Source organism: Stenotrophomonas sp. TWI1409 (genome assembly GCF_039673015.1).
In the GTDB taxonomy this organism is placed as follows: domain Bacteria; phylum Pseudomonadota; class Gammaproteobacteria; order Xanthomonadales; family Xanthomonadaceae; genus Stenotrophomonas; species Stenotrophomonas maltophilia_A.
Genome location: NZ_JBDJKU010000009.1, coordinates 26,189 through 45,545, shown reverse-complemented (window position 1 = coordinate 45,545; position 19,357 = coordinate 26,189). Strand labels below are relative to the sequence as shown.

The following is a 19,357-nucleotide window of genomic DNA, read 5'->3' as shown; positions in this document are numbered from 1 at the left end:
GATTTCGCGCCTGAGAGGAGCCAGATGCATCGACCATACAGCATGAACCGTTAAGAACTTCGTGCTGGACAAATTCTCTACACTAGAGCCCGTGCCGGCAAGTGGCTCAACGCGGTGGCGCGTGAGCAGCACCTGGCCGGCACCTATTCCGAACGATTCAGGCAGGTCGTGGCAGCGTTCGCAGGTTGTGCGACGGCTGGTCGTATCCTTCCGGCCATGCTCCCCTCCCACGGCTACCAAGGCTTCCGCACCGCCCCGATCCCCTCTGGCTGGGTCCAGTTAGGCGACACATGGGTGCTGTGGTGGAACGGCAGGCGGATCGTCAACGTCTCGGCAGCCAAAGATGGCAGCGTGCGCGTCCGACTGAACGCTCGGAAGATGTGGGATACCAAGGACGTGCGGGTCGCCAGCATCGCCCAGGGCAAGCGCTACGCCGAGCGCTGGTGCGCGGCCAGGCTCTACCCAGAGATGCGCCTGCGCGCCGCCGTGGCTCGGCTGCTGGATGCCACACCAGCCGAGCCGCTCGAACCGCTGCCCGGCCTACCGCCGACCCGCGAGCAGCAGCAACAGGCTCGGCGCTTGGAAGCGGCGAGCATCGCCGCTTCCAAGCGATTCAATGATGCGCTGGAATCAAGCGGCCGTTGGCACGCTTGAAGTTAGCTGAGTTAGCCAACCTCCTCATCCCTGTTCAAAGACCTGCTCAGGCGAATCACAGACTCGATATAGGCAGAGGAATCAAAGCCTCGTAACTGATTGCACCTGGCCAATGAGGTGGCTGCTGCGAGCACGCTAAGGTTTGCGCCTGCGCTGGATTCTCTGACCTTCTTTCCCACTGTATGGAGTGCATTTCTCTGATTGGCTCGGTTTCCAACAAACATATCCAGGACTTCGTTATAGTTTTGAGCAATCAGGCAGTTGAGATCATTTTTAGGGCCGCTGGAAATGGAATGGGTGCTAGGGATAGAAATTACACCTGTCGACGACAGTTGGATGTAATTTTGCGGCGATCCGAATCTAAGGCATGCGATAAAGCAATCAAGGAGCGGGATTGTGACGAACGACTTCGGACGCGTTATATAGAATGCATATATCAAAGTGAATGCTCTAATCTGATCGCGAGGGGAGAGTTGAAAGGCTGAAGACATCGCGGTGAAGAAGGATCCATACTCAATTCTATCGAGCTCTTCGACCTGTTCTTCATTGAGTTGCTTGATGTCAAAGGCCGAAGGGTGTCCAACGATTTCTTCTAAGGTGCTCTTACTCTCTAAGCCAAGTCCGGCACTGCTGAGTAAGTATTTCGTTACCGCATCACGTGATGCGGGGGAAAGGTGGTATTCAAAGTCAAAGAACTTTCGAAGGTACTCCTCCCCATTTACGTGAGCTCCGTAAACCGTTTGCACCGCAGCAGGGAGATTTCCGTGGTCCGTCGCAACTATGAATATTATTCCTGGCACATCAAAGTGGTGTTTGATTCGCTCAAGCGTTTGAATCGCGTAGTCGGGTCGGCAGCGGTCTAGTTCGTCAATGATGAAGAGGATCGGCCTGATCGGACCTTTCGGCTTGCGAGCGGAGACCGCATCTCTAGCCGCCTCAAGGGCAGATCTGAAGGCTGGCTCAGCGTTCATCAATTCTCTCTGCCTCTCCAAGAGGCTTGCCGCAATCTTTTCGGCGCCTTCCACCAACGAGGCATAGCCGGGTACTGTTACCTTGGCTGTAGCACTTAGCGCGGGCAGGATGTACTTGGCGCCCGTAGCCGCTAATTGGGAGCCAACCTTTTCTAATTTATTTCGGAGCGCGCTTTGGGGGTGTTGTTTTTCTGCTCGTTCCTCAATTACGTCAAGAAGCTGCGCTAGAATTGGGGCAAGAGGATCACCGTGATGATCATATTTCCATGTGTCGACTGAAATGGCCTTAATTTTGAACTCATTCTGGATGTGCGCCTTTAGGCGTTGGAGAAACACCGTCTTGCCACTGCCCCAAGGTGCCTGAAGAGAAATGGTGAGTGCCTGGTCAGCACTCTTCGCAATTAGGTTGGACAGAACTCTGCCGTCATGTGCCCGGTCGAAGATGTCTCCCTTCCAAGGTGAAGCCGGGTCTACAACAGGGGGTGCTTCCTTTCTAATCATTGGAATGTCCTTGCCTCAGATTGACCAGAGTCTATCCATCATCTGCCTTTTCAGACATCGTTCCGATCTAAGTGGACCCGCAACTGGGCGTCAATGCGCGTGCGCAGCGGCTGGACCCCGAGACTGTCCAGTTCTCTTATGTCCAGCGGGGGAGTTTGGCAAGGAATCCTTCCGGTTCGGAAGTCAGGCCATCTTTTTGATGGCGTCTGACAGGTGTTCCGGCGACAGGTGAGCATAGCGCCGGGTCATCGCCATAGAGCTGTGTCCAAGCACCTCAGACACCGTGTGCAGGGGCACGCCAGCCTGGACGAGCCAAGAGGCGCATGTGTGCCTCAGATCATGCCAGCGCACATGCTCCAGACCGCATGCAGCCCTTGCCGCAGCCCATGAATCCCTAACCTGACAGTCAGTGGCTCCGAGAGGTAGACGCTCTGCAATTGCCATGACCTTGGGGTGTAGCGGAACCAGTTGCAGCGTCTTGGTCTTGCTAGTGCGGTCAAGGTGGATGAACCCATTCTTGACGTTGTGGCGGGTCAGCCTGAGCAGATGGCCCCGGCGGATGCCCGTATACGCCGCAAGGCGCACGTAGTCACCCGCAGCAGGGTTCGGGCATGCCTTTGCCAGTGCCTCGACCTGATCGAGTGTCAGGAACGTCTCTCGCGGCTTCTCCGGCAGCAGCCCGATAGCAGCAGGCCGCTCCAGCCATCCCCATTCGCGCCACGCCATTCGGCTGATCTGCCGCAGGATGCGCCCCTTGTGGTTGACCGTGGCCGGAGCCTTGCTCATCTCGGCTGCCTTAACCTCCGCCCACACCTGGGCAATCTCCCCCAACTTCCGACCAGCGATATAGGGCAGCAACGCCCGAACGTGGGCCTTCGTCTTGGTGGCAGAGCGCAGGCGCGGCACGTGGTCGATCAGCCAGCGCTCGACCGCATCGGCGATCACTCGTTCCGGTCCTCTGCCGGCCGCAATGTCCTTGAGCGCAGAGATGTACCTGCGTTCGTACTCTTTCGCGTCTTTGTACGACCAGAGTCGAGAAGTCTTGCGATGCGTTCTTCCGCCGTATCCGACGGTAACTTGATAGTGACCATTGGCGCGCTTGGTGATAGGCATAGCGTCTTGGCCCTGCACTTGTCCAGCCATGCGGCCAGGTTTACTGGATGGATGCGGTCTGACTTCTTCCCTAGGCCTAGCCGACACGCGGCCAGCTCGCCTATGTCTATGGCTCGCCGAAGTGTCCGGGGGTGGCAGGCACAATGCTCCGCAGCCTGTGCGAGCGTCATTAGCTTGTCAGTCGGAACCATTACCCCTTTCCCCTTCGCTGGTCGTAGCGCCTCAGTCGAGCAAGAGCCTCCCCCATCTGGGGGGAAGTCGGGATCAGAGAGGCGCCCGCAGTCCCCCGGGATTTCCAGTTGCCGGAGTTCTCGATTGCTTTGTACAGCTCATTCTTCTCATAGAGCTGCTTGCCCATGAAGTTTCTGGGCACAAGGCCGAGTTCAGGGGCATTTCGTCGAAACTGGCGGGACGACACGCCGCAGTAATGGGCTGCCTCATCAACGGTGAGCCAGTCTTTACCGCGAATGTCGACACGTAGGGCAGCCAACTGCTGTCGGAGAGCTTTGATCTCGTCCTGTAGGGAGACGTCGGGTTCAGGGGTGCCCATCTGGATCTGATCCTGCGTGCCTACCTACACCCTGCCACAGTACGAGCTAGGTCGGAACGCTGATGATCAATCAACCGGATTTCAAACCCATAACACGATAGGGAGGGGCATCAGCCTCTCATCTATGCCGGCGCAATGCCGTATCCCCTACTGACTAGGAGCCTATCGTGTTCATCGAACGATCCAATTCCCCCCTCGAGTATCTGGCCGCCTTCGCGGTTGTCTTCCTTGCTGGTTTGATCAGCGGGCAGGCATCTCGGTAGCCATCTGGCTGGAAGTCCCGCTGTCATGCAGCAGCAGGGCTTCCAAGCCATTCCAAAGTGGACCGATGGAACCAACTTGACCGAGAAAAAGGAACGAACTCGACAGAATCCCTTGTGCCAGCTTGGTCACGAGCAGCCTTTGCTAACGACCGTTAACCGGTTGACGGTCGTGACTCTTGCCAGCTTGGGGCATAGCTTGAGTGTCCCTTCCAGCACGAGGCGACACGATGAATTCCCCCAGCCACGACCGAGTTCTTGAGCGCTTCATCAGGAGGCAGGAAGTCGAACGCAGGACCGGCTTCGGTCGTTCGACGATCTACGCTGCCATCAAGCCGGGTTCGAAGAGGTATGACCCGACCTTCCCCCGGCCCGTGCGTTTGAGTCCCGGCACGATTGCTTGGGTTGAGAGTGAGGTGGACGGATGGATCCAAGCCAGGATCGCTGAGCGTGTTGCTCCTACCAAGTAGGCGACACCAACTCGACTGCGCGTGATCTCGAAGAATTGGTATCAATTCTTGGGCGCGAACGATGGTCCAGGCCTTGAACGATAGGGCGTGGCGTTCAGCGTAGTTCCGGACTTTTATATCTTGGCAACTAGCTACGTTCTTCCAGGCAAAGATGGGCTAATCAAGCCGCCAGGGAAGATGTAGTAGCGCGACGTATGTCGCACTGGATACTGCATGTATAGAAAAGAAGAAAACCTCATTAGCCAGTGGTGCGATCGAATGCTGGATCACCGTGAGGACTGCGTTGTCGTGGGACCATGGCGCAGCTACCCGCAGCAGATCATCGAGGTGGATCAAGCAATGCGGGGGTTGGTTCGGACTAAGGGTGAGCTGTTCTCGCATGCAGTTGTGGGTCGCCGCGCTGCCCTCCGTATCCATCCGGTCGTCAAGCGAATTCGCATGCTCGAGAATCTGGACTATTGGGCAATCGAGGAGTTCTACGCAAGTCACAAGCTCAGCCCGTACTTTGAGATCATGTCTCGCGAGTTCAGGGAACTTAGAGCGGACGTGATTACCGGGGGCTATGTCGATGCCGCTGCTGCCAATCAGTGGGTGGACAGGATTCGTCAGGAGGCCTTGCATAGTTCCTTTACTGCCGCGCTGAGTGCTCAGGAGAGAAGCGCTAGGAAGAATGCCCGGTCGGCTTTGGACTACGTGGACTCGCTCTATAGGCGCTACTCTCGCCTCTGTGTGGTACGAGTGGATCTGGCCTACAGTGCGGAGTATCGGCAGACGCCTGAAGGGAAGTCCATTGCGCCCAAGCGGGTTAAGCGGGATCTGACGGCCTGGCTTCGAGCACTTCGCCTGAAGTTCCCCTCTCTAGTCGGGTATATCTGGAAGCTTGAGTACGGGCCTTCGAAGTCCTATCACGTGCATGTGATGGCGCTCTTCAACGGGCACGAGATTCGGCAAGATGTTGCCATCGGGAAAATGCTTGGAGAGTACTGGCGTGAAGTGGTCACTAAGGGGGAGGGGGGCTACTGGAACTGCAATGCCAATAAGGCCTACTACGAACGCTTCAACGGTGTTGGCATCGGCATGGTTGCTCACGATGACGTGGAGAAAAGGGCCCGACTGAAGCACGCGATTCTCTATCTTGCTAAGGCCGACTACTACGCCAGATTGAACGAGCCAGGGATCGGGCGAATCTTTGGCAAGGGGCAGCTCCCGGTTGACTGTCGACCAGGTCGCCCACGCGCCTCTGACAGACCTGCAGAGTAGGGGAGCCTATGCTTTGCTGCTTCTCTTTCTTCTAGTGGTCAATGGACCTGCGACCACACGGAAGAACTGTTGACGTATTTCTTCATTGTTGTTGGTCCAAGTCCGTAGGAGCTTCGCCGGGTCAGCACTTCTCCCGTGCCTGCTCTTCTCTCCCTTTCCGCGTCGATGGAATGTTTCGCGGTACTGCTCGGTCGGGGGGCGGCCCAATTTGCGCACCCAATCTAGTGGCCCCTCCTGAACATCTCCAGGAGGAATGAAAGAACTCATGGCTGGGACGATTTCATCCCATATTTCCTGCTTGGTGGCTCGGGACTTGTCGGGCATGGCGGATAGCATCTCCAAGACCATCTCCCGAAGTGGAAGCGTACGCTTGGCAGAATTGCGACCAGCGCGGCTCGACCGTTCGCGGTGGGATTCGTGTGAACAGCACATGCCGAGAAAGAAGTTGCACCGGACGAGTGCCGCCCAGGCGCGGTCTAGGTCGCCTGACTGGTGTGCGCTTTCAGCTTCGAACCAGAGGCTCATCGAAGCGCGAAGGATGAAATAGACCTCAGGTAGGGTTCCCTTCGTGCGGAAGATCTCGACCCAATCATCAAATTCCGATGCGTAGTCAGGACGATCCTCGCCTTCGCTGCGTATCCAACCCCATTCATCAGCGAACGTGACGCCGGGATTGAAGATGACGCCGCGTACTGAGAACACGACCTCGATTTCGGCCTTGGCGCGCTCCAGGCATTCTAGGAGCGTGGGCGTGGGCAGGTCAGTCCTGAAGGCTCCTGTGCCGAACATATTTGTCCGTAAGGGTGGCAGGGGCCAAGATTCTCTAGGTCTTCCCTTCGGTTTGCCAGTGTTGGGGCAGATCGGCGTCGCACGCAACCAACGTGCACCGGCCTCTCAAGCACCGGCCGAAGTGAGTCGTTTTGTGAGTCTAAAGTAGATAAAAGTAGATTGAATATTAATCAAGTCAATCACTTGTGCTCGCTTTGTGGGTGCTGGTGGGCCCACCAACCCAGCGTGCATGAACGGCTGCTGGTCTGCCTTCAAGGCAACATCTGATCCACACGCAAGGATCGAACATGCCCGACACCCGCCCCCCGGTGGAAGACTTCACCACTGAAATCGAAGACAGCCGGCATCTGTTCGCCTGGTGCCTGGTGCGCTACGGCCAGATTCCCGAAGCGCTGGCAATCGAACAGGCACGCGAACGCTATCCGGACCAGGCCGCCGGCCACGAATACGAGCACGAACTGCTCTTCCACGACGAGCCCTGGCATTGGGCGATGCTGCATGTGCTGGGCGAAGGGTACTGGCACCAGAACCCGGAACTGTTGCAGCCGTCGCTGGAGTACGACACCGAATCGGACGCGCTGTGCCTGGCGCGCGGCGAGCCGATTCCCTTGCTGGATGAGGATGAGTATCTCGGTGCGCTTGCGCACGCGCGCCATATGCATGCGTGGACGTTGATCCATCAGGCAGGGATTGACGAAGAGCAGGCACAGCGGCAGGCGCTTGAGTACTACGCGTACTTTCCGCCGCATCATCGCTGGCGCATGTGCGTCCACGATGCGCGCGCTGCATGGGTCGACGTGATGAGCGTACTGCACATCAATGACTACTGGAGCCGGCCCGAACTGCAGAGGCCGCCTGAGGCGTACTGGCGCGCGTCACGTGCATTCGCCCTGGCACAGGGGCTCCAGCTGCCGGAAATTCCGCCTCCCTCATGAGAGGGCGCTGCAAGGGTGGCATGATGCGGCTTCCGCCGATCCGTACGACAAGGAGCCCGCATGAAGCGCAGTGCCCGTATGTTCGTCGCCCTGACTACCCTTGCGGCACTGCCTGCCGCTGCCGAGCCGTCCGACTCACCCAGGCGCCCGTTGGTTGACACCCTGCAACGCCTGATCGTCGACAAGGCACCGCAGACGCGCGTAGCAACACCGGACCACGAGCGCATCACCGCACGGCGCATCGATATCGTCGATGACACGGGGGTGATCCGCATGACGCTGTCCGGAAAGACACCGGCACCGATCATCGATGGCCTGCAGTACAAGCGCGCCTTCAACGTGGCCGGCATGGTGCTGTACGACGACAAGGGCAGCGAACGCGGTGGCTTCGGCACCGCCGATGTCGACGGCGGCATGGCGGTGCTTGCGCTGGACCATCCGGCGATGGATGCGATCGGCTGGCGGGTATCGCCGGACGGCGCGGTGAGTTTTTCGATCAACCAGGCGCCGAAGCTGATCCGCGAGCCTGCGCTGGGCAACAAGCTGATTCCTGGGGTGCAAGCACCGACCCGCATCGGTCTGGTGGTCGGGCCTGACGGCACGCCGGCCATCGCCTTGAACGACAAGGCAGACCGCACGCGACTGCGCCTGACTGTCACTGCGGAAGGCTACGGTGCGATCGAGTTCCTCGATGCGCAGGGCAAGGTGATCCACACATTGGCGCCGGAGGCTGAGCTTCGGCGCTTACCCGCGCCGCCCTCTGCCATCAATGCTGTACCGCCCGGCCCCGGTGCAGGCCAGCAGCAGGAAGCCACCGGCCAGCCCCAGGTTCTTCAGGAACATGATCTGTTGGGTCTGGTCGGCGAAGTTGTGATGGAAGATGAAAGCGGTGACCAGGCTGAAACCCACCAGCACGATCGACACCAGCCGGGTCTGGAAGCCGAACAGGATGCACAGTCCGCTGCCGATCTCGAAGGCGATGGTGGGCCAGAGCAGGATGCCGGGCACGCCCATCGCTTCCATGTAGCCCTGGGTGCCGCTGAGATCACCGAGCTTGCCCAGGCCGGAGATGAGGAACAGCGCCATCAGCAGGATGCGTGCAAGCAGGTAAGCGAGCGAATGGGATGAGTGGCTCACGTCGGTGTCCTCGGAGATGGCCGGCGAAGGCGATCGGAGCCCACCGGCAGTGAAGCCCGTGTCTACGCCAAGGGCAAGGCGCCTTGACAGCTGGCCGTCCGCAGGAGACCTTTCTCCCATGACGATTGATATTGAATCGCTCAGCCTTCGGGAGCTGGGCGCCTTGGTGGTTGCCGCTGAACGGCGGAAACAGCTGATTTCCAGCCGCCGCCCGGCCAGCGCGGTGCGGCGGATGTTGAAGGCCGCCGCGGCCGAAGCCGGTTACACCCTCGAAGAACTCTTCGGTGGCGAAGCCTCGGAAACACCTGCGCCCGCCCGCAAATCCGCCCGCCGTAAATCCGGCAAAGTCGCGCCCAAGTATCGCGACCCGGAATACAAGCGCCTGACCTGGACCGGTCGCGGACGCATGCCGCGCTGGTTGGCGTCCAAGGTGTCGATGGGCCACAAGGCGACCGATTTCCTGATTCCTGGCTTGGCCAGGCCGACCGCTGGCAAGACCAGCACCATCGGCAAGCGGACCGTCATCAAGAAGGGATGAGGCTGCGGCACTGCTACCCTGCCCGGGTCTTTCAACCAAGGAGCACGGGATGGCACACGAGGGTGGCATGACGATCACGCCGAAAGTCCTGTACACAGCCGCAGGCGCGGCCGTGCTGGTCAGCCTGCTGGCCTGGGCGGTGGAATGGAGCGGGATGGCCTATGTCTGCCCGTACTGCCGCGTGCAGCGCACGGTCATCGGCGTGCTGGGTGTGCTGACGCTGTTCGCGCGACCGGGCGGCTTCATCGTGCCGTGGTTGTCGTATACCGCGGGCGGCTTCGCATTCGTGGTCGCGGCGATGCAGCACTTCAACGGCTGGAAGCGTATTTCCGCCGGAGATTTCAGCTTCAACGCGCAGTGGTATATCGACCCGTGGCTGCTGTCAGGTTGCGCGATGCTGATCCTGGTGGCGCAGCTGATGCTGGTGCAGACCGCATGTCGGCGCAGTCTGCACTGAAGCCTGCCCACGGGCGTAGCGTCAGGCGTTCTGGAACACCGCCAGCTGCGCAGCAAACGCACGCTGGTAGGCGGGGCGCTGCGTTGCACGGCCCACATAGGCCACCACCTGCGGGTACTCATCGAGGAGGCCGCTGCTCTTCAGGCGCAGCAGCACCGAAACCATCATCAGGTCGCCGGCGCTGAACTCGCCCTCCAGCCACAACGCCGATCCCAACCAGGCGGACAGCTGTGACAGCCGCATACGCACGCGCTCATCGAGCATCGGCAGACGCTGCGCATACCAGGGCTGCTCGCGCTCCAGCACCCAGGCCATCGAGCGCTCGACGATGGGCGGCTCCACCGTATTCAATGCAGCGAACACCCACATGATCGCGCGCATGCGTGCATCTGGATCAGCAGGAAGCAGGCCGACATGCTGCTCGGCCAGGTGCAGCACGATCGCGCCGGATTCGAACAGGACCTGGCCGCCGTCCTGCCAGGTGGGGATCTGCCCGAAGGGGTTGCGCGCCAGGTGCGCGGGCTGCTTCAGCTCGGCAAAGCCGAGCAGCTGCACGTCATAGGGCACGGCCAGCTCCTCCAGCGCCCAGCGTGCGCGCATGTCACGGGCCAGGCCCTGGCCGCGGTCCGGGGAAGTGGCGAAGGCTGTGAGGATCGGGCACATCGTGGCACTCCTGCAGGTCGAAGGGCCTGCCTTTCCTGTTCCGACGAACCACGGGGCGGGAAATCGACACCCTTCCCGGGACGGCGGGCGATACACTGCCCGCCACCCACCACTCCTGTGCCTCCTCATGTGGCAGCGCCGCACTTCCCTGGCCGAACTGCAGCAGCAACGCGATGTGCTGCAGGCTGAGATGGATGCTGACGCCCAGCGATGGGTCTCACAGCTTCCGCCGGATGATCTCGTGGCAGCGCTGACGCCGCAGGCGCGCCGGCTTCAGGAGCTCAATCAGCTGATCCTGCGGGCTACACCACCGCGTGAGCTGATGAAGCGCCTGAAGGCGCTTGAGCGCCAGCTGCTCGAGCCCGGTACACAGAGCGCAGGCGTGCGGAGGGGACTGGAAGATGAACTGCGCGATCTGCACCTCTACTTCAGCAATCCCCGCCGTCGCCCATTGACGGCAAAGGTCATTCTCATCCTGTTCGCCTGCGTTCTGGCCGCCTTGTTCCTGCCGAGGCTGCTTGTGGACCTGCTGATCGCTCTCTAGGCCGGCCTCACCCCGCCCGATGCAGTTTCCGGTACTGGTCCGGCGTGCACTGCGCGTGCCGCTTGAACATCTCGGCGAAGGCGCTGACGCCGGAATAGCCCAGCTCCTCGGCGATCCGGCTGATCGGCCTGCGGGTGCACAGCGCCTCGGTGGCGCGCACGAACTTCACCCGTCCACGCCAGTCGCCGAGCGACATGCCCAGCTCGCTACGTGCCAGGCGTTCGAGCTTGCGCACGCTCATGTGGTGGCGCAGCGCGATTTCGGCAACCGATTCGGCCATCGACAGGTGTTTCTCCATGTACGCCATCACCTGCTTCAGCGCATCGCTGCTGGCGATCGGCAGGAAGCTGGGCAGTACGGCCGCATTGACGATCTGGTCGATCACCACGGCGGCCATGCGCCGCTGGGCCGGGGTCTGCGGATCGGTCACGCCCTGTCGTGCCAGTTCGTGCAGCAGCTCGCGCAGCAGCGGGCTGACTTCCAGTGCACGGCAGCGATCAGGCAAGCGGCGTGACAAGGCCGGCGACAGATAGGCCGAGCGGTAGGCCAGCTGCGAGCGGTTGCGCGAGTAGTGGGCCATTCCCGGTGGAATCCAGATCGCGTAGTGCGGCGGGGACACCATCCATTCGCCGTCGATCTTCATCTCCATCACACCCTGCGCGACGAAGTTGAACTGGCCCCACGGATGGCTGTGCGTGCCCCAGTCCGTGGGCTCCATCGCACCCTGCCGGAAGTAGATCGGACCGGGCAGCTTGTGGAAGGTGGGGATTGGCTCCATCGGTTGCCGCAAGCCGGGGTCGGTGTGGCGCATTTTCGGGATGTCCTCGATATGCGCCAAGCGTACGCTGGCCATTCCCCTACGTACACCCGCGTTCCGTGAACTATCTTTTCCCGATCCTCGCCTGCCTGCTGTGGGGCGCGAACACCATCGTTACCAAGCTTGCTTCGGGCTCGGTCGGTCCCATCGACATCGGCTTCTTCCGCTGGCTGGTCGCGGCGGTGGTCCTGCTGCCGTTGGCGCTGCCACGTCTGCGCGAAAACCTGCCGACCGTGCGCGCCAATCTCGGGCGCTTCCTGGTGCTGGGCTGCCTGGGTGGGGTGATGTACCAGTGCCTGGCCTACTATGCGGCGCACTTCACCTCGGCCACCAACATGGGGGTGATCCAGGCGCTGATTCCGTTGATCGCGCTGGCGCTGTCGCGCGTGTTCATGGGCCATCCGGTGCGAGGCACTTCCATTCTTGGCGCGGTGATCTCCACTGCCGGTGTGGTGGCGGTGGTCTCGCAGGGCGACCTGGCACGGCTGGCGGCGCAGGGCCTGAACCGCGGCGACGCGATCATGCTGATCGGCGCATTGGCCTTCGCCGCCTACAACGTGCTGATGCAGCGCTGGAAGATTCCGCTGTCGGTGCTGGAGTCGCTGTTCCTGCAGGCCATCGCTGCATCGCTGATCCTGTTGCCGGTACAGCTGCTGGTCGGCACCGGGGTGAACAACCTCACGGCGGTCGGCTGCATCGGCTTCGCCGCCGTGTGCGCTTCGATCCTGGCGCCGCTGACCTGGATGACCGGACTGTCACGCCTGGGCGCTGCGCGCGTCTCTGGCTTCTTCAACCTGGTGCCAATCGTGACCGCCGCGTTGGCTGTACTGCTGCTGGGAGAATCGCTCAGTGGCTGGGTACTGGGCGGTGGCCTGCTGGCGGTGTCCGGCGTGGTGTTCGCCGAGTACAGCGCCAGGCGCGCCGCCGCAGTGCCGAGCGAGCAGCCCGCATAGGGCTTCGGTCATGCGGGATACGTGTCTCCGCTCAGCGCCTGTTCCACCCGCTGTTGCAGCGCGTCTGCATCATGGCCGCGTTTGCCCTGCAGGCTGAGATACAGCGAAAGCGGGTCCACCACATCGCCAATACTGGTGAATGCCGGCGGATAGGCCCAGATCTGCAGCCGTGCGCTCTGAAGGCAGTCCGGGCCGGGCATGGGAAGTGCGCCCAGCAACCGCCACGCATCGATGTGCAGTGCGCGGGTGCCACCGATCGGGAGCGGTGACGTTTCAGCAAGCGCATCGAGGCCGGCCGTCGGCGCCGGATGCCCCGCATCGCGGAGTGCCTCGGCGGTCGGGCCCCAGCAGACATCCACTTCCTTCAGGATGGGGGAACGCAGGAACGGCTGTGCCCTGGCCCAGACCTCGTCGCGGTTGCCGGCCAGCTTCAGGAAGCGCTCGCGGCCACCGGTGGAGCGCTCGACCAGGCCGCGACCGACCAGTTCGGCAGACAGGCGCGACGCCGTCATCGAGGTGTAGCCGGCGACGGCACTGATCTCGCGCGGCGACCACCAGCGCGACTGGCCGCTCAGCAGCACGTGGATCAGTACGGCCTGCGCCGAAGGCAGCAGCGAGATGGCTTTCTTCTCATGATCGGGGTCGTCGCGGAACTCAATGGCCAGGCTCGGCGCGAACAACTGGGTGTGCGGGACCACGAAGTCGATGTGGTTCTCGACCAGGAAGCGGCGCTGCGTCGGCGTGAGATAGGGCGATACGTACAGCACCAGTGCATTCGCTGCAGAGCGCAGGCAGCGCACATCCTGGATCACACGGGTGCTGGATTCGCCCGGCTCGCGGGCCACGGCGAGCATGGCGGGGGTTTCCCCGTACAGCATCAGCCCGGCGAGGTGGTAGCGCGATGCCATCGCGTGGGGAATGGCATGCAATGAAGCAAGTGGATGCACTGCCGAGGCGAGCCCGGGAAGAATCCTGCGCAGGTACCGCTGCGCGTCAGCGACCAGGTCGGTCAGGCCGGTGCGAACTGCCGTCGTCATCTCGTACTTCCCTTGCGGCGGCATGTCCGGAAGATCGGAACCCGGCCACACCGTCACATTCAGTGGTGAACCTGGAGACGGGTGTGCAGTGTCGGGGCGCGTGGCGATCCATGCGGTCCTGCTCCTTAGCCGTCATGACATCAAGTGTTGCCGGGAACCTTGGAGATTCCGTCGAAAAACGATGGAGATTGGGTGGAGGCGGTGTGCATCGTGGCCGGCGGACTCCCCTTCCGCCGGCCACGAGCACGGACCTGCCCGTCAGAATCGCTGCGAGTACTTCACGTACACGGTGCGGCCGATATCGAAGCCGCCGTAATAGGGGAAGGAGCTGGACGGCTTGGAGAACATGATCGGGCCCTGGTGGTTGAACACGTTGTTCGAACCCAGCGCCACGGTGCCGTCCCACGGCAGCTTGTAGCTGACCTGGATATCGTGGAAGGCATTGGAACCGACCTTGCGCAGGGCATCCGGCTCACCGTAGGCGTAGCGGTCGGGCAGGGTGCACGGACGGTTCGGTACGCAGTTTTCAACCATGCCGGAGTAGTAGCGCACGGTGTACTGCGTGCTGAAGTTGCCGAGCTGCCAGTTCACACCCAGGTTCGAGCGCAGGCGGGAAATGCCCGGCTGGCCGATGCGGCCCATCATGATCGTATCGCCGGCCGAGTTCTGGTTCTCCTCGTCGTACTTGGAGACATAGCTGTTCTGCAGGTCGATGGTGAAGCGGCCGAACGAGAACTCGGGCAGGCGGTAGCGGATGCCCAGGTCCCAACCTTCGGTTTCCATCGAGCCCAGATTGGCCAGACCGTAGAACATGCTGGTGATGTGGCCATCGCCAGCGCGCTTGACGCTGCCACAACGCGAAGCGTTGCCGAGCACGTAGCAGTCACGCAGGATGCGGTCGACGCTGTCCTGGATGATCATGTTGGTGATCTTGTAGCTGTACCAGTCGAGGTTGATGTCCAGCCCGTCCACCCAGCGCGGGCTCCAGACCACGCCCACGGTCTTGCTCTTGGACTCTTCCGGGCGCAGCTTCGGATCGGAGCCGGTGGTGAACTCGTCAGGCGTGGCGCACGGATAGCTGGCGCAGGGCTTCAGGCTCTGGTTCAGCTGCTGGTAGCCCAGCGGGACGCCGGCGGCGTTGCAGGCGGCATTGCCGTTGACGCTGTTGGTGGCGCCGATGCCGCACGGGTCGACATAGGTTTCGAAGCTGGTGCCCAGGCCGCCATACAGATCGGAGATGCTCGGTGCGCGGAAGCCTTCGGCGAAGGTGCCACGGATCATGAGCTCTTCGATCGGACGCCAGGCGAAGCTCGCCTTGGAGTTGGTGGTGCTGCCGAAGTTGCTGTAGTCGGAGTAGCGCGTAGCCAGGTTCACGGTCAGTTCCTTGGCGAACGGCAGGTCGCGCAGGATCGGCACGTTCACTTCGGCGAAGAACTCGTTGAGGCTGTAGTCACCGGCGGTGGTGGATGCGCCCAGTGCAGTGCTCTGGCGCGACTGGGCGAAGGCATCGGGCACGAAGCGGCCTTCTTCCTTGCGGTACTGATACCCCAGGGCGACGGACAGGTCACCGGCAGGCAGTTCGATCACCGGGCCGGAGATGTTGGCGAAGTAACTGCGGGTCTTGGTGATGCCGGTATCGTTGAACGTCGGGAACAAGAAGCGCTGCAGTTCGGGATCGGAGAGAGAGCCAGCCCCCGCGACCCCGAACGGCAGCAAAGGATTCCAGGCCAGACAACCCGAGACCGGCGATGCCGCCGTGCCACACCGGGCCACACCGTTGGCATCGAGGTAGGAGGGCCCCAATGCCTGCCGGGAAGCGATCAGGCTCATGTCGCCACGGCCTGTTTTTGTAACTTCATTGCGGTTGAACAACGCGCCGACTTCCCAGTCGTACGTCTTGGTCCCCAGCTCGAAGTAGCCGGACAGACTGGGTGCAACCCGCAGCGACTTCAGCTTGCTTTCGGTCGTGCGCGGCACTTCCCACAGGCGGCGATTGAACGCGATGCCGTGGTCGAGCGGGTTGAATACGCTGGCCGCGTCCAGGGGCGTGCCGAACTTGGTCGACTGGTACGGGTAGCCCGCGATCTGCTGGTCGGTGGTGCGCTCGTTGTAGCCGATGTCGGCAGTGAACTTGATCTGGTCGGTCAGCGCATAGTCCGTGCTCAGGAACAGCGAGCGGCGCTCGATGCCGGTCTGCAAGTGCATCTGGTCGTTGCCGTTGGCGAACTCGGCCGGCGTGATCGGGTGGTAGTCGTTCGGGTTCTTCGGATCGCCGCCACGATTGAGGGTCTTGAATACGGCATCACCGGTATTGCACTTGTAGAGCGCCGGGTCGCACCACGAACCGTTCTGGCTGATGTTGCTCCAGTCCGCGCCCGGGTAGTTGGGGCCGGCGCCGCCGTACCGGGAGAACTCCCGGTCGCGGGCAAACACCGGGTCTGACTTCTGGTATTCCAGTGCGAGCGTGTACCCGCCACGCTCCCCACGGGCGCCGGTGACCAGCGAGAACGTGCTGTCCTTGCCATCGCCCTGGCTGAACTGCCCGTGCTGCATGGACACTTCCAGGCCTTCGTAGTTCTTGCGGGTGATGATGTTGACCACGCCAGCGATTGCATCCGAGCCGTACAGCGAGGAGGCGCCGTCCTTCAGCACGTCGATGCGTTCCACCGCGCTCATCGGAATCTGGCTGAGATCCTGCAGGCCGCTGGTGGTCGCGCCGAGCCGCTTGCCGTTGACCAGAACCAGGGTGCGCGTGGCACCCAGATTGCGGATGTTGACGTAGTAGCCGCCAACGTTCTCGCCGGACGCCAACGCGCGCGCACGCGAGATGGTCGGCGCGCCGGTGGAGGTCAGGTTCTGCAGCAGGTCGGCGATGGTGGTGAAGCCCTGCTGCTCGATCATCGCGCGGGTGATGGCGATGATCGGCTGCTGCGTTTCGATATCCACGCTGCGGATGGCCGAACCGGTAACCTGGATGCGATCGAGGTTCTTCGGTGTTCTATCGCTGTCATCCTGCGCATGCGCGGCCGGTGACCAGGCAGCGGCCAAGGCCGTGCCCACTGCCAGGGAAAGCAGGGTGTACTTGTAGTGCATTTGGCTCTCTCCAAATCCAGTTGAATGGGTTTCCGCATCGCTGCGTGGAAACCGATCTGAAATCCCGCTGTGCGGAATCGGAAGGAACCTAACACTCCGTTTACAACTCGATTACGTTATGGACGCGTTATCGTCGCGCGCCGGATACAGCGTTCATGCACAGGCCATGCACGAAACCGCGACGCGCACCAAGGGTGCTCTGCTTCAGTCTGGCTGCGGGCTGATGACAGACTCCAGGAGACATCCGATGAATACCCCCGGCAAACCAAGACCCACGTGGAAGCAGTGGCATGTGCTGTTGCTGGTGCTTGCCATCGCATTGTTGGTGACGCTGATCATCGTCATCGCGCCATGGTGAATCGTCGGCGTTCTGCTCAGGTACCGTGAACGCGGAAATGCGACGGGATGAAGGAGTCAGGGCGCGTTGAGGGTGGTGATGCATGCATCAATTCGTACTCACCCAATCGGCACATTCAAACCTCCACAGTGGTCCCGAAGGCAACGCACTCGCGCTGTCATTCTCCATAGACCATCGAGCACACAGGAGCGATTCCATGAGCACCCAGTCCACCATCGAACACCGCCTCAACGATCTGATCGAGATCGCCCGCGACGGAAAGTCGTTCTACGAGGAAGCTGCGACCAAGGTGAAGGATGCCGAACTGTCGGCCCTGTTCACTCGTATTGCCGGCGTCAAGGGCCGCATCGTCGCCGCACTGAGTGGCTCCGTTGCTGCCAGCGGTGGCAAGCCGGCCGAGCACGGCACCGTGGTCGGTTCGATGCAGCAGTTCTATGGCAAGGTCCGCGCTGCATTCGGCGACACCAACTATGGTTACGTGGCCGAGCTGGAAGAGTCCGAAGACCGGCTGCTTGGCGCGTTCAAGGACGTGCTGAAGGATAACGAACTGCCGCCGGCCGTGCGCCAGGAAGTCACCCAGCTGCTGCCTGAAGTGCAGGAGTGCCATAACGTGATGCGTGCTCGCAAGCACGCCATGAAGGCGGCCTGACGATCATCGGCGGCCTTCTCCCCGGGGCCGCCACGGTCGGGGCAGCGTGGCTGCCCCGGCCATCTTTGCAACCAGCGCTCCAACATCATCGCCGCGTGGTGCTACGGCCCAGCAGCAACACCGCAAGGCTGGCCAGCAGCGCGGCGATGGCCGACGTCCACAGTGCACTGGCAAATCCATGGCTGTAGATCGCCTGTGCGAAGGCGGCGGTGCGCGCATCGGCGAAGGTGCCGGTAGCGATCGCATCGGCCATGGGCAGTACGTTGCGCGCGGGAACCGCCGCGGACAGTGCGCTGCGGATGCCCAGGCTCAAGGCACTGGACAGTACGGTGAATCCGAGCAGGATGCCGACAAAGCGCGTGGTCGCGCTGATGCCGGAGGCCATGCCGGCGCGCTCGCGCGGTGCCGCGCCGATGATGGCTTTGGATGTCTCGCCATTGAGGATGCCGCCGCCGGCACCGATCACCACCATTGCGACGAGTGCCAGCCACGGCAGGTGCTGCCACGCGGCCAGTCCGGCCACGGCATTGCCCGCGGCGGTGACCGACAGCCCGATCGCCAGCACCGCCGGACTGGTCAGATGGCGACCGAGCCGCCGGCCCACGCTGGGAAACAGCAGCATCGCCGCAGCGAACGGAAGCATGCCAGCACCGGCAGCCAGTACGCTCAGGCCGATGCCGTTCTGCAGGTACTGCGGCAGCATCGATGCCATCACCTGTGCGCTGACCGAATAGCCGACCATGGCAATGAGTGCGCCGACGAAACGCGGACTGGCCAGCAGCCCGAGATCGACCATGGGATGTGACCGTGCCCGTTCAACGATGACGAAGGCAACAGCCATGATGATGGCCAGGCCCAGCCCAATCAGCGCCGGGGCCGATGACCATCCTTCTGCCAGTCCTTCCACCAGGAAGAACACGATGCCGAAGATGGCAGCGCTGAACGTGATGATGCCGGGTGGATCGAGCGGGCGGACCACGCTGTCTGACGACTCGGGTATCCAGCGCAGCGTGCCGTAGCCGAGCAGGCCCAGGAACGGCAGGATCGCGACGAACACCGCGCGCCAGCCCCAGAGTGCGGACAGCACGCCGCCGATCAGCGGTGAGAGCACCATCATCACGCCCATGGCTGTGCCCCAGAACGCCCATGCAGTGTCCTTGGCGGCCCCCTCGTGGTACGTGTGGCCGATGATCGACAGCGAGGGTGCCAGCAGAAAGGCCGCGCCAATGCCCTGCAGAGCCCGCGCCAGGTAGAGCAGGGCAGCACCGGGCGCCAGTGCACAGAGCAGAGAGGTGAGGGCGAACAGGCTGATGCCGATCAGCAGCACCCGGCGGCGGCCGTAGCGGTCGGCGACAGCGCCGGCGGGCAGCAGCAGTGAGGTGAAGGACAGGATGTAGGCACTGATCACCCACTCGATATCCGCGAATCCGGCGTGCAGGTCACGCGCGATGCTGGGCAATGCGACCGCGACGGCATTGGTCTCCAGCACGGTCATCGTGCAGCCCAGCGAGGCCACCAGCAGGACCGCGTCAGGCAGCGTGTGCCGTGCAGGCGAAGGGGGAGGAGAGGGCGGCACCGGTCACTCGCAGGAAGGGGAGGACGGCCATT

The 19,357-nt window shown here is 62.0% G+C and carries 21 protein-coding genes; 9 read left to right on the top strand and 12 right to left on the bottom strand.

Translation table 11 applies throughout. The annotated features are described in order from the left end of the window. The first annotated feature begins 216 nt into the window (after nt 1-216). Nucleotides 217-654 carry a hypothetical protein gene (locus ABE423_RS05090; protein WP_346485276.1) on the top strand — a complete coding sequence of 146 codons (438 nt, stop codon included), beginning with the start codon at nt 217-219 and terminating at the stop codon, nt 652-654. Between the two features lie 11 nt (nt 655-665). On the opposite strand, the gene ABE423_RS05085 is transcribed toward ABE423_RS05090, so the two are convergent. The 4 genes from ABE423_RS05085 to ABE423_RS05070 all read right to left on the bottom strand — a co-directional run bounded on the left by ABE423_RS05085 (nt 666) and on the right by ABE423_RS05070 (nt 4,182). Then, nucleotides 666-2,126, bottom strand: coding sequence for a P-loop NTPase fold protein (locus tag ABE423_RS05085; protein WP_346485233.1), 1,461 nt, complete (start codon nt 2,124-2,126; stop codon nt 666-668). 183 nt (nt 2,127-2,309) lie between these two features. Then, nucleotides 2,310-3,239 carry a site-specific integrase gene (locus ABE423_RS05080; protein WP_346485231.1) on the bottom strand — a complete coding sequence of 310 codons (930 nt, stop codon included), beginning with the start codon at nt 3,237-3,239 and terminating at the stop codon, nt 2,310-2,312. 190 nt (nt 3,240-3,429) lie between these two features. Next, nucleotides 3,430-3,789: a hypothetical protein gene (locus ABE423_RS05075; protein ID WP_346485229.1), complete on the bottom strand. Its 360-nt coding sequence runs from the start codon at nt 3,787-3,789 to the stop codon at nt 3,430-3,432. Between the two features lie 240 nt (nt 3,790-4,029). After that, nucleotides 4,030-4,182 (bottom strand): hypothetical protein, encoded by a 153-nt coding sequence (locus ABE423_RS05070; protein WP_346485227.1) that lies wholly within the window; start codon nt 4,180-4,182, stop codon nt 4,030-4,032. 97 nt (nt 4,183-4,279) lie between these two features. Between ABE423_RS05070 and ABE423_RS05065 the strand changes: the two genes are divergently transcribed. Further along, a complete protein-coding gene (locus ABE423_RS05065) occupies nt 4,280-4,519 on the top strand; it encodes an AlpA family phage regulatory protein (RefSeq protein ID WP_346485225.1) in 240 nt (79 codons plus the stop codon). 438 nt (nt 4,520-4,957) lie between these two features. Further along, the gene (locus tag ABE423_RS05060; protein WP_346485224.1) at nt 4,958-5,779 is read left to right on the top strand and encodes an inovirus-type Gp2 protein; all 822 of its coding nucleotides are present in this window, start codon (nt 4,958-4,960) and stop codon (nt 5,777-5,779) included. Between the two features lie 6 nt (nt 5,780-5,785). Here ABE423_RS05060 and ABE423_RS05055 read toward each other — a convergent pair whose 3' ends face one another. Next, the gene (locus ABE423_RS05055; RefSeq protein ID WP_346485223.1) at nt 5,786-6,568 is read right to left on the bottom strand and encodes a hypothetical protein; all 783 of its coding nucleotides are present in this window, start codon (nt 6,566-6,568) and stop codon (nt 5,786-5,788) included. 287 nt (nt 6,569-6,855) lie between these two features. Between ABE423_RS05055 and ABE423_RS05050 the strand changes: the two genes are divergently transcribed. Continuing rightward, complete coding sequence (locus ABE423_RS05050) at nt 6,856-7,503, top strand: hypothetical protein (RefSeq protein ID WP_346485222.1); 648 nt, start codon at nt 6,856-6,858, stop codon at nt 7,501-7,503. Nucleotides 7,504-7,638: 135 nt separating this feature from the next. Here ABE423_RS05050 and ABE423_RS05045 read toward each other — a convergent pair whose 3' ends face one another. Further along, complete coding sequence (locus ABE423_RS05045) at nt 7,639-8,217, bottom strand: hypothetical protein (RefSeq protein WP_346485220.1); 579 nt, start codon at nt 8,215-8,217, stop codon at nt 7,639-7,641. Between the two features lie 30 nt (nt 8,218-8,247). Beyond that, nucleotides 8,248-8,640: a DoxX family protein gene (locus ABE423_RS05040; RefSeq protein WP_032128569.1), complete on the bottom strand. Its 393-nt coding sequence runs from the start codon at nt 8,638-8,640 to the stop codon at nt 8,248-8,250. Nucleotides 8,641-8,758: 118 nt separating this feature from the next. On the opposite strand from ABE423_RS05040, the gene ABE423_RS05035 reads away from it, so the two are divergent. Beyond that, nucleotides 8,759-9,178 (top strand): H-NS histone family protein, encoded by a 420-nt coding sequence (locus ABE423_RS05035; RefSeq protein WP_100435293.1) that lies wholly within the window; start codon nt 8,759-8,761, stop codon nt 9,176-9,178. 49 nt (nt 9,179-9,227) lie between these two features. Beyond that, on the top strand, nt 9,228-9,635 hold the full coding sequence (locus ABE423_RS05030; RefSeq protein ID WP_125892319.1) for a hypothetical protein: 408 nt from the start codon (nt 9,228-9,230) through the stop codon (nt 9,633-9,635). A 21-nt stretch (nt 9,636-9,656) separates the two neighbouring features. On the opposite strand, the gene ABE423_RS05025 is transcribed toward ABE423_RS05030, so the two are convergent. Further along, nucleotides 9,657-10,298 carry a glutathione S-transferase family protein gene (locus ABE423_RS05025; RefSeq protein ID WP_125892321.1) on the bottom strand — a complete coding sequence of 214 codons (642 nt, stop codon included), beginning with the start codon at nt 10,296-10,298 and terminating at the stop codon, nt 9,657-9,659. A gap of 127 nt (nt 10,299-10,425) precedes the next feature. Between ABE423_RS05025 and ABE423_RS05020 the strand changes: the two genes are divergently transcribed. Next, nucleotides 10,426-10,842, top strand: a complete 417-nt coding sequence (locus tag ABE423_RS05020; protein ID WP_125892323.1) for a hypothetical protein — start codon at nt 10,426-10,428, stop codon at nt 10,840-10,842. A 7-nt stretch (nt 10,843-10,849) separates the two neighbouring features. Here the strand turns inward: ABE423_RS05020 and ABE423_RS05015 are convergent, their stop codons facing one another. Beyond that, a complete protein-coding gene (locus ABE423_RS05015; RefSeq protein WP_125892380.1) occupies nt 10,850-11,653 on the bottom strand; it encodes a helix-turn-helix transcriptional regulator in 804 nt (267 codons plus the stop codon). Nucleotides 11,654-11,718: 65 nt separating this feature from the next. Here ABE423_RS05015 and ABE423_RS05010 point away from each other — a divergent pair, with 65 nt between their 5' ends. Continuing rightward, nucleotides 11,719-12,612 carry a DMT family transporter gene (locus ABE423_RS05010; RefSeq protein ID WP_253143463.1) on the top strand — a complete coding sequence of 298 codons (894 nt, stop codon included), beginning with the start codon at nt 11,719-11,721 and terminating at the stop codon, nt 12,610-12,612. A gap of 8 nt (nt 12,613-12,620) precedes the next feature. Here the strand turns inward: ABE423_RS05010 and ABE423_RS05005 are convergent, their stop codons facing one another. Then, nucleotides 12,621-13,649 carry a hypothetical protein gene (locus tag ABE423_RS05005; RefSeq protein ID WP_180837315.1) on the bottom strand — a complete coding sequence of 343 codons (1,029 nt, stop codon included), beginning with the start codon at nt 13,647-13,649 and terminating at the stop codon, nt 12,621-12,623. Between the two features lie 258 nt (nt 13,650-13,907). Continuing rightward, nucleotides 13,908-16,742: a TonB-dependent receptor gene (locus ABE423_RS05000; RefSeq protein ID WP_125892328.1), complete on the bottom strand. Its 2,835-nt coding sequence runs from the start codon at nt 16,740-16,742 to the stop codon at nt 13,908-13,910. A 554-nt stretch (nt 16,743-17,296) separates the two neighbouring features. Between ABE423_RS05000 and ABE423_RS04995 the strand changes: the two genes are divergently transcribed. Next, complete coding sequence (locus ABE423_RS04995) at nt 17,297-17,749, top strand: PA2169 family four-helix-bundle protein (RefSeq protein WP_005419568.1); 453 nt, start codon at nt 17,297-17,299, stop codon at nt 17,747-17,749. Between the two features lie 85 nt (nt 17,750-17,834). Here the strand turns inward: ABE423_RS04995 and ABE423_RS04990 are convergent, their stop codons facing one another. Then, nucleotides 17,835-19,325, bottom strand: a complete 1,491-nt coding sequence (locus ABE423_RS04990) for an MFS transporter (RefSeq protein WP_346485215.1) — start codon at nt 19,323-19,325, stop codon at nt 17,835-17,837. Between the last annotated feature and the right edge of the window lie 32 nt (nt 19,326-19,357).

Bases quoted from the DNA above. Each gene is read 5' to 3' on its own strand.
- ABE423_RS04995 (WP_005419568.1), top strand. From the start codon at position 17,297: ATGAGCACCCAGTCCACCATCGAACACCGCCTCAACGATCTGATCGAG.
- ABE423_RS05065 (WP_346485225.1), top strand. From the start codon at position 4,280: ATGAATTCCCCCAGCCACGACCGAGTTCTTGAGCGCTTCATCAGGAGG.
- ABE423_RS05005 (WP_180837315.1), bottom strand. From the start codon at position 13,649: ATGACGACGGCAGTTCGCACCGGCCTGACCGACCTGGTCGCTGACGCG.
- ABE423_RS05050 (WP_346485222.1), top strand. From the start codon at position 6,856: ATGCCCGACACCCGCCCCCCGGTGGAAGACTTCACCACTGAAATCGAA.
- ABE423_RS05075 (WP_346485229.1), bottom strand. From the start codon at position 3,789: ATGGGCACCCCTGAACCCGACGTCTCCCTACAGGACGAGATCAAAGCT.
- ABE423_RS05055 (WP_346485223.1), bottom strand. From the start codon at position 6,568: ATGTTCGGCACAGGAGCCTTCAGGACTGACCTGCCCACGCCCACGCTC.
- ABE423_RS05035 (WP_100435293.1), top strand. From the start codon at position 8,759: ATGACGATTGATATTGAATCGCTCAGCCTTCGGGAGCTGGGCGCCTTG.
- ABE423_RS05060 (WP_346485224.1), top strand. From the start codon at position 4,958: ATGCTCGAGAATCTGGACTATTGGGCAATCGAGGAGTTCTACGCAAGT.
- ABE423_RS05090 (WP_346485276.1), top strand. From the start codon at position 217: ATGCTCCCCTCCCACGGCTACCAAGGCTTCCGCACCGCCCCGATCCCC.
- ABE423_RS05000 (WP_125892328.1), bottom strand. From the start codon at position 16,742: ATGCACTACAAGTACACCCTGCTTTCCCTGGCAGTGGGCACGGCCTTG.
- ABE423_RS05080 (WP_346485231.1), bottom strand. From the start codon at position 3,239: ATGCCTATCACCAAGCGCGCCAATGGTCACTATCAAGTTACCGTCGGA.
- ABE423_RS05085 (WP_346485233.1), bottom strand. From the start codon at position 2,126: ATGATTAGAAAGGAAGCACCCCCTGTTGTAGACCCGGCTTCACCTTGG.
- ABE423_RS05030 (WP_125892319.1), top strand. From the start codon at position 9,228: ATGGCACACGAGGGTGGCATGACGATCACGCCGAAAGTCCTGTACACA.
- ABE423_RS05015 (WP_125892380.1), bottom strand. From the start codon at position 11,653: ATGCGCCACACCGACCCCGGCTTGCGGCAACCGATGGAGCCAATCCCC.
- ABE423_RS05020 (WP_125892323.1), top strand. From the start codon at position 10,426: ATGTGGCAGCGCCGCACTTCCCTGGCCGAACTGCAGCAGCAACGCGAT.
- ABE423_RS05025 (WP_125892321.1), bottom strand. From the start codon at position 10,298: ATGTGCCCGATCCTCACAGCCTTCGCCACTTCCCCGGACCGCGGCCAG.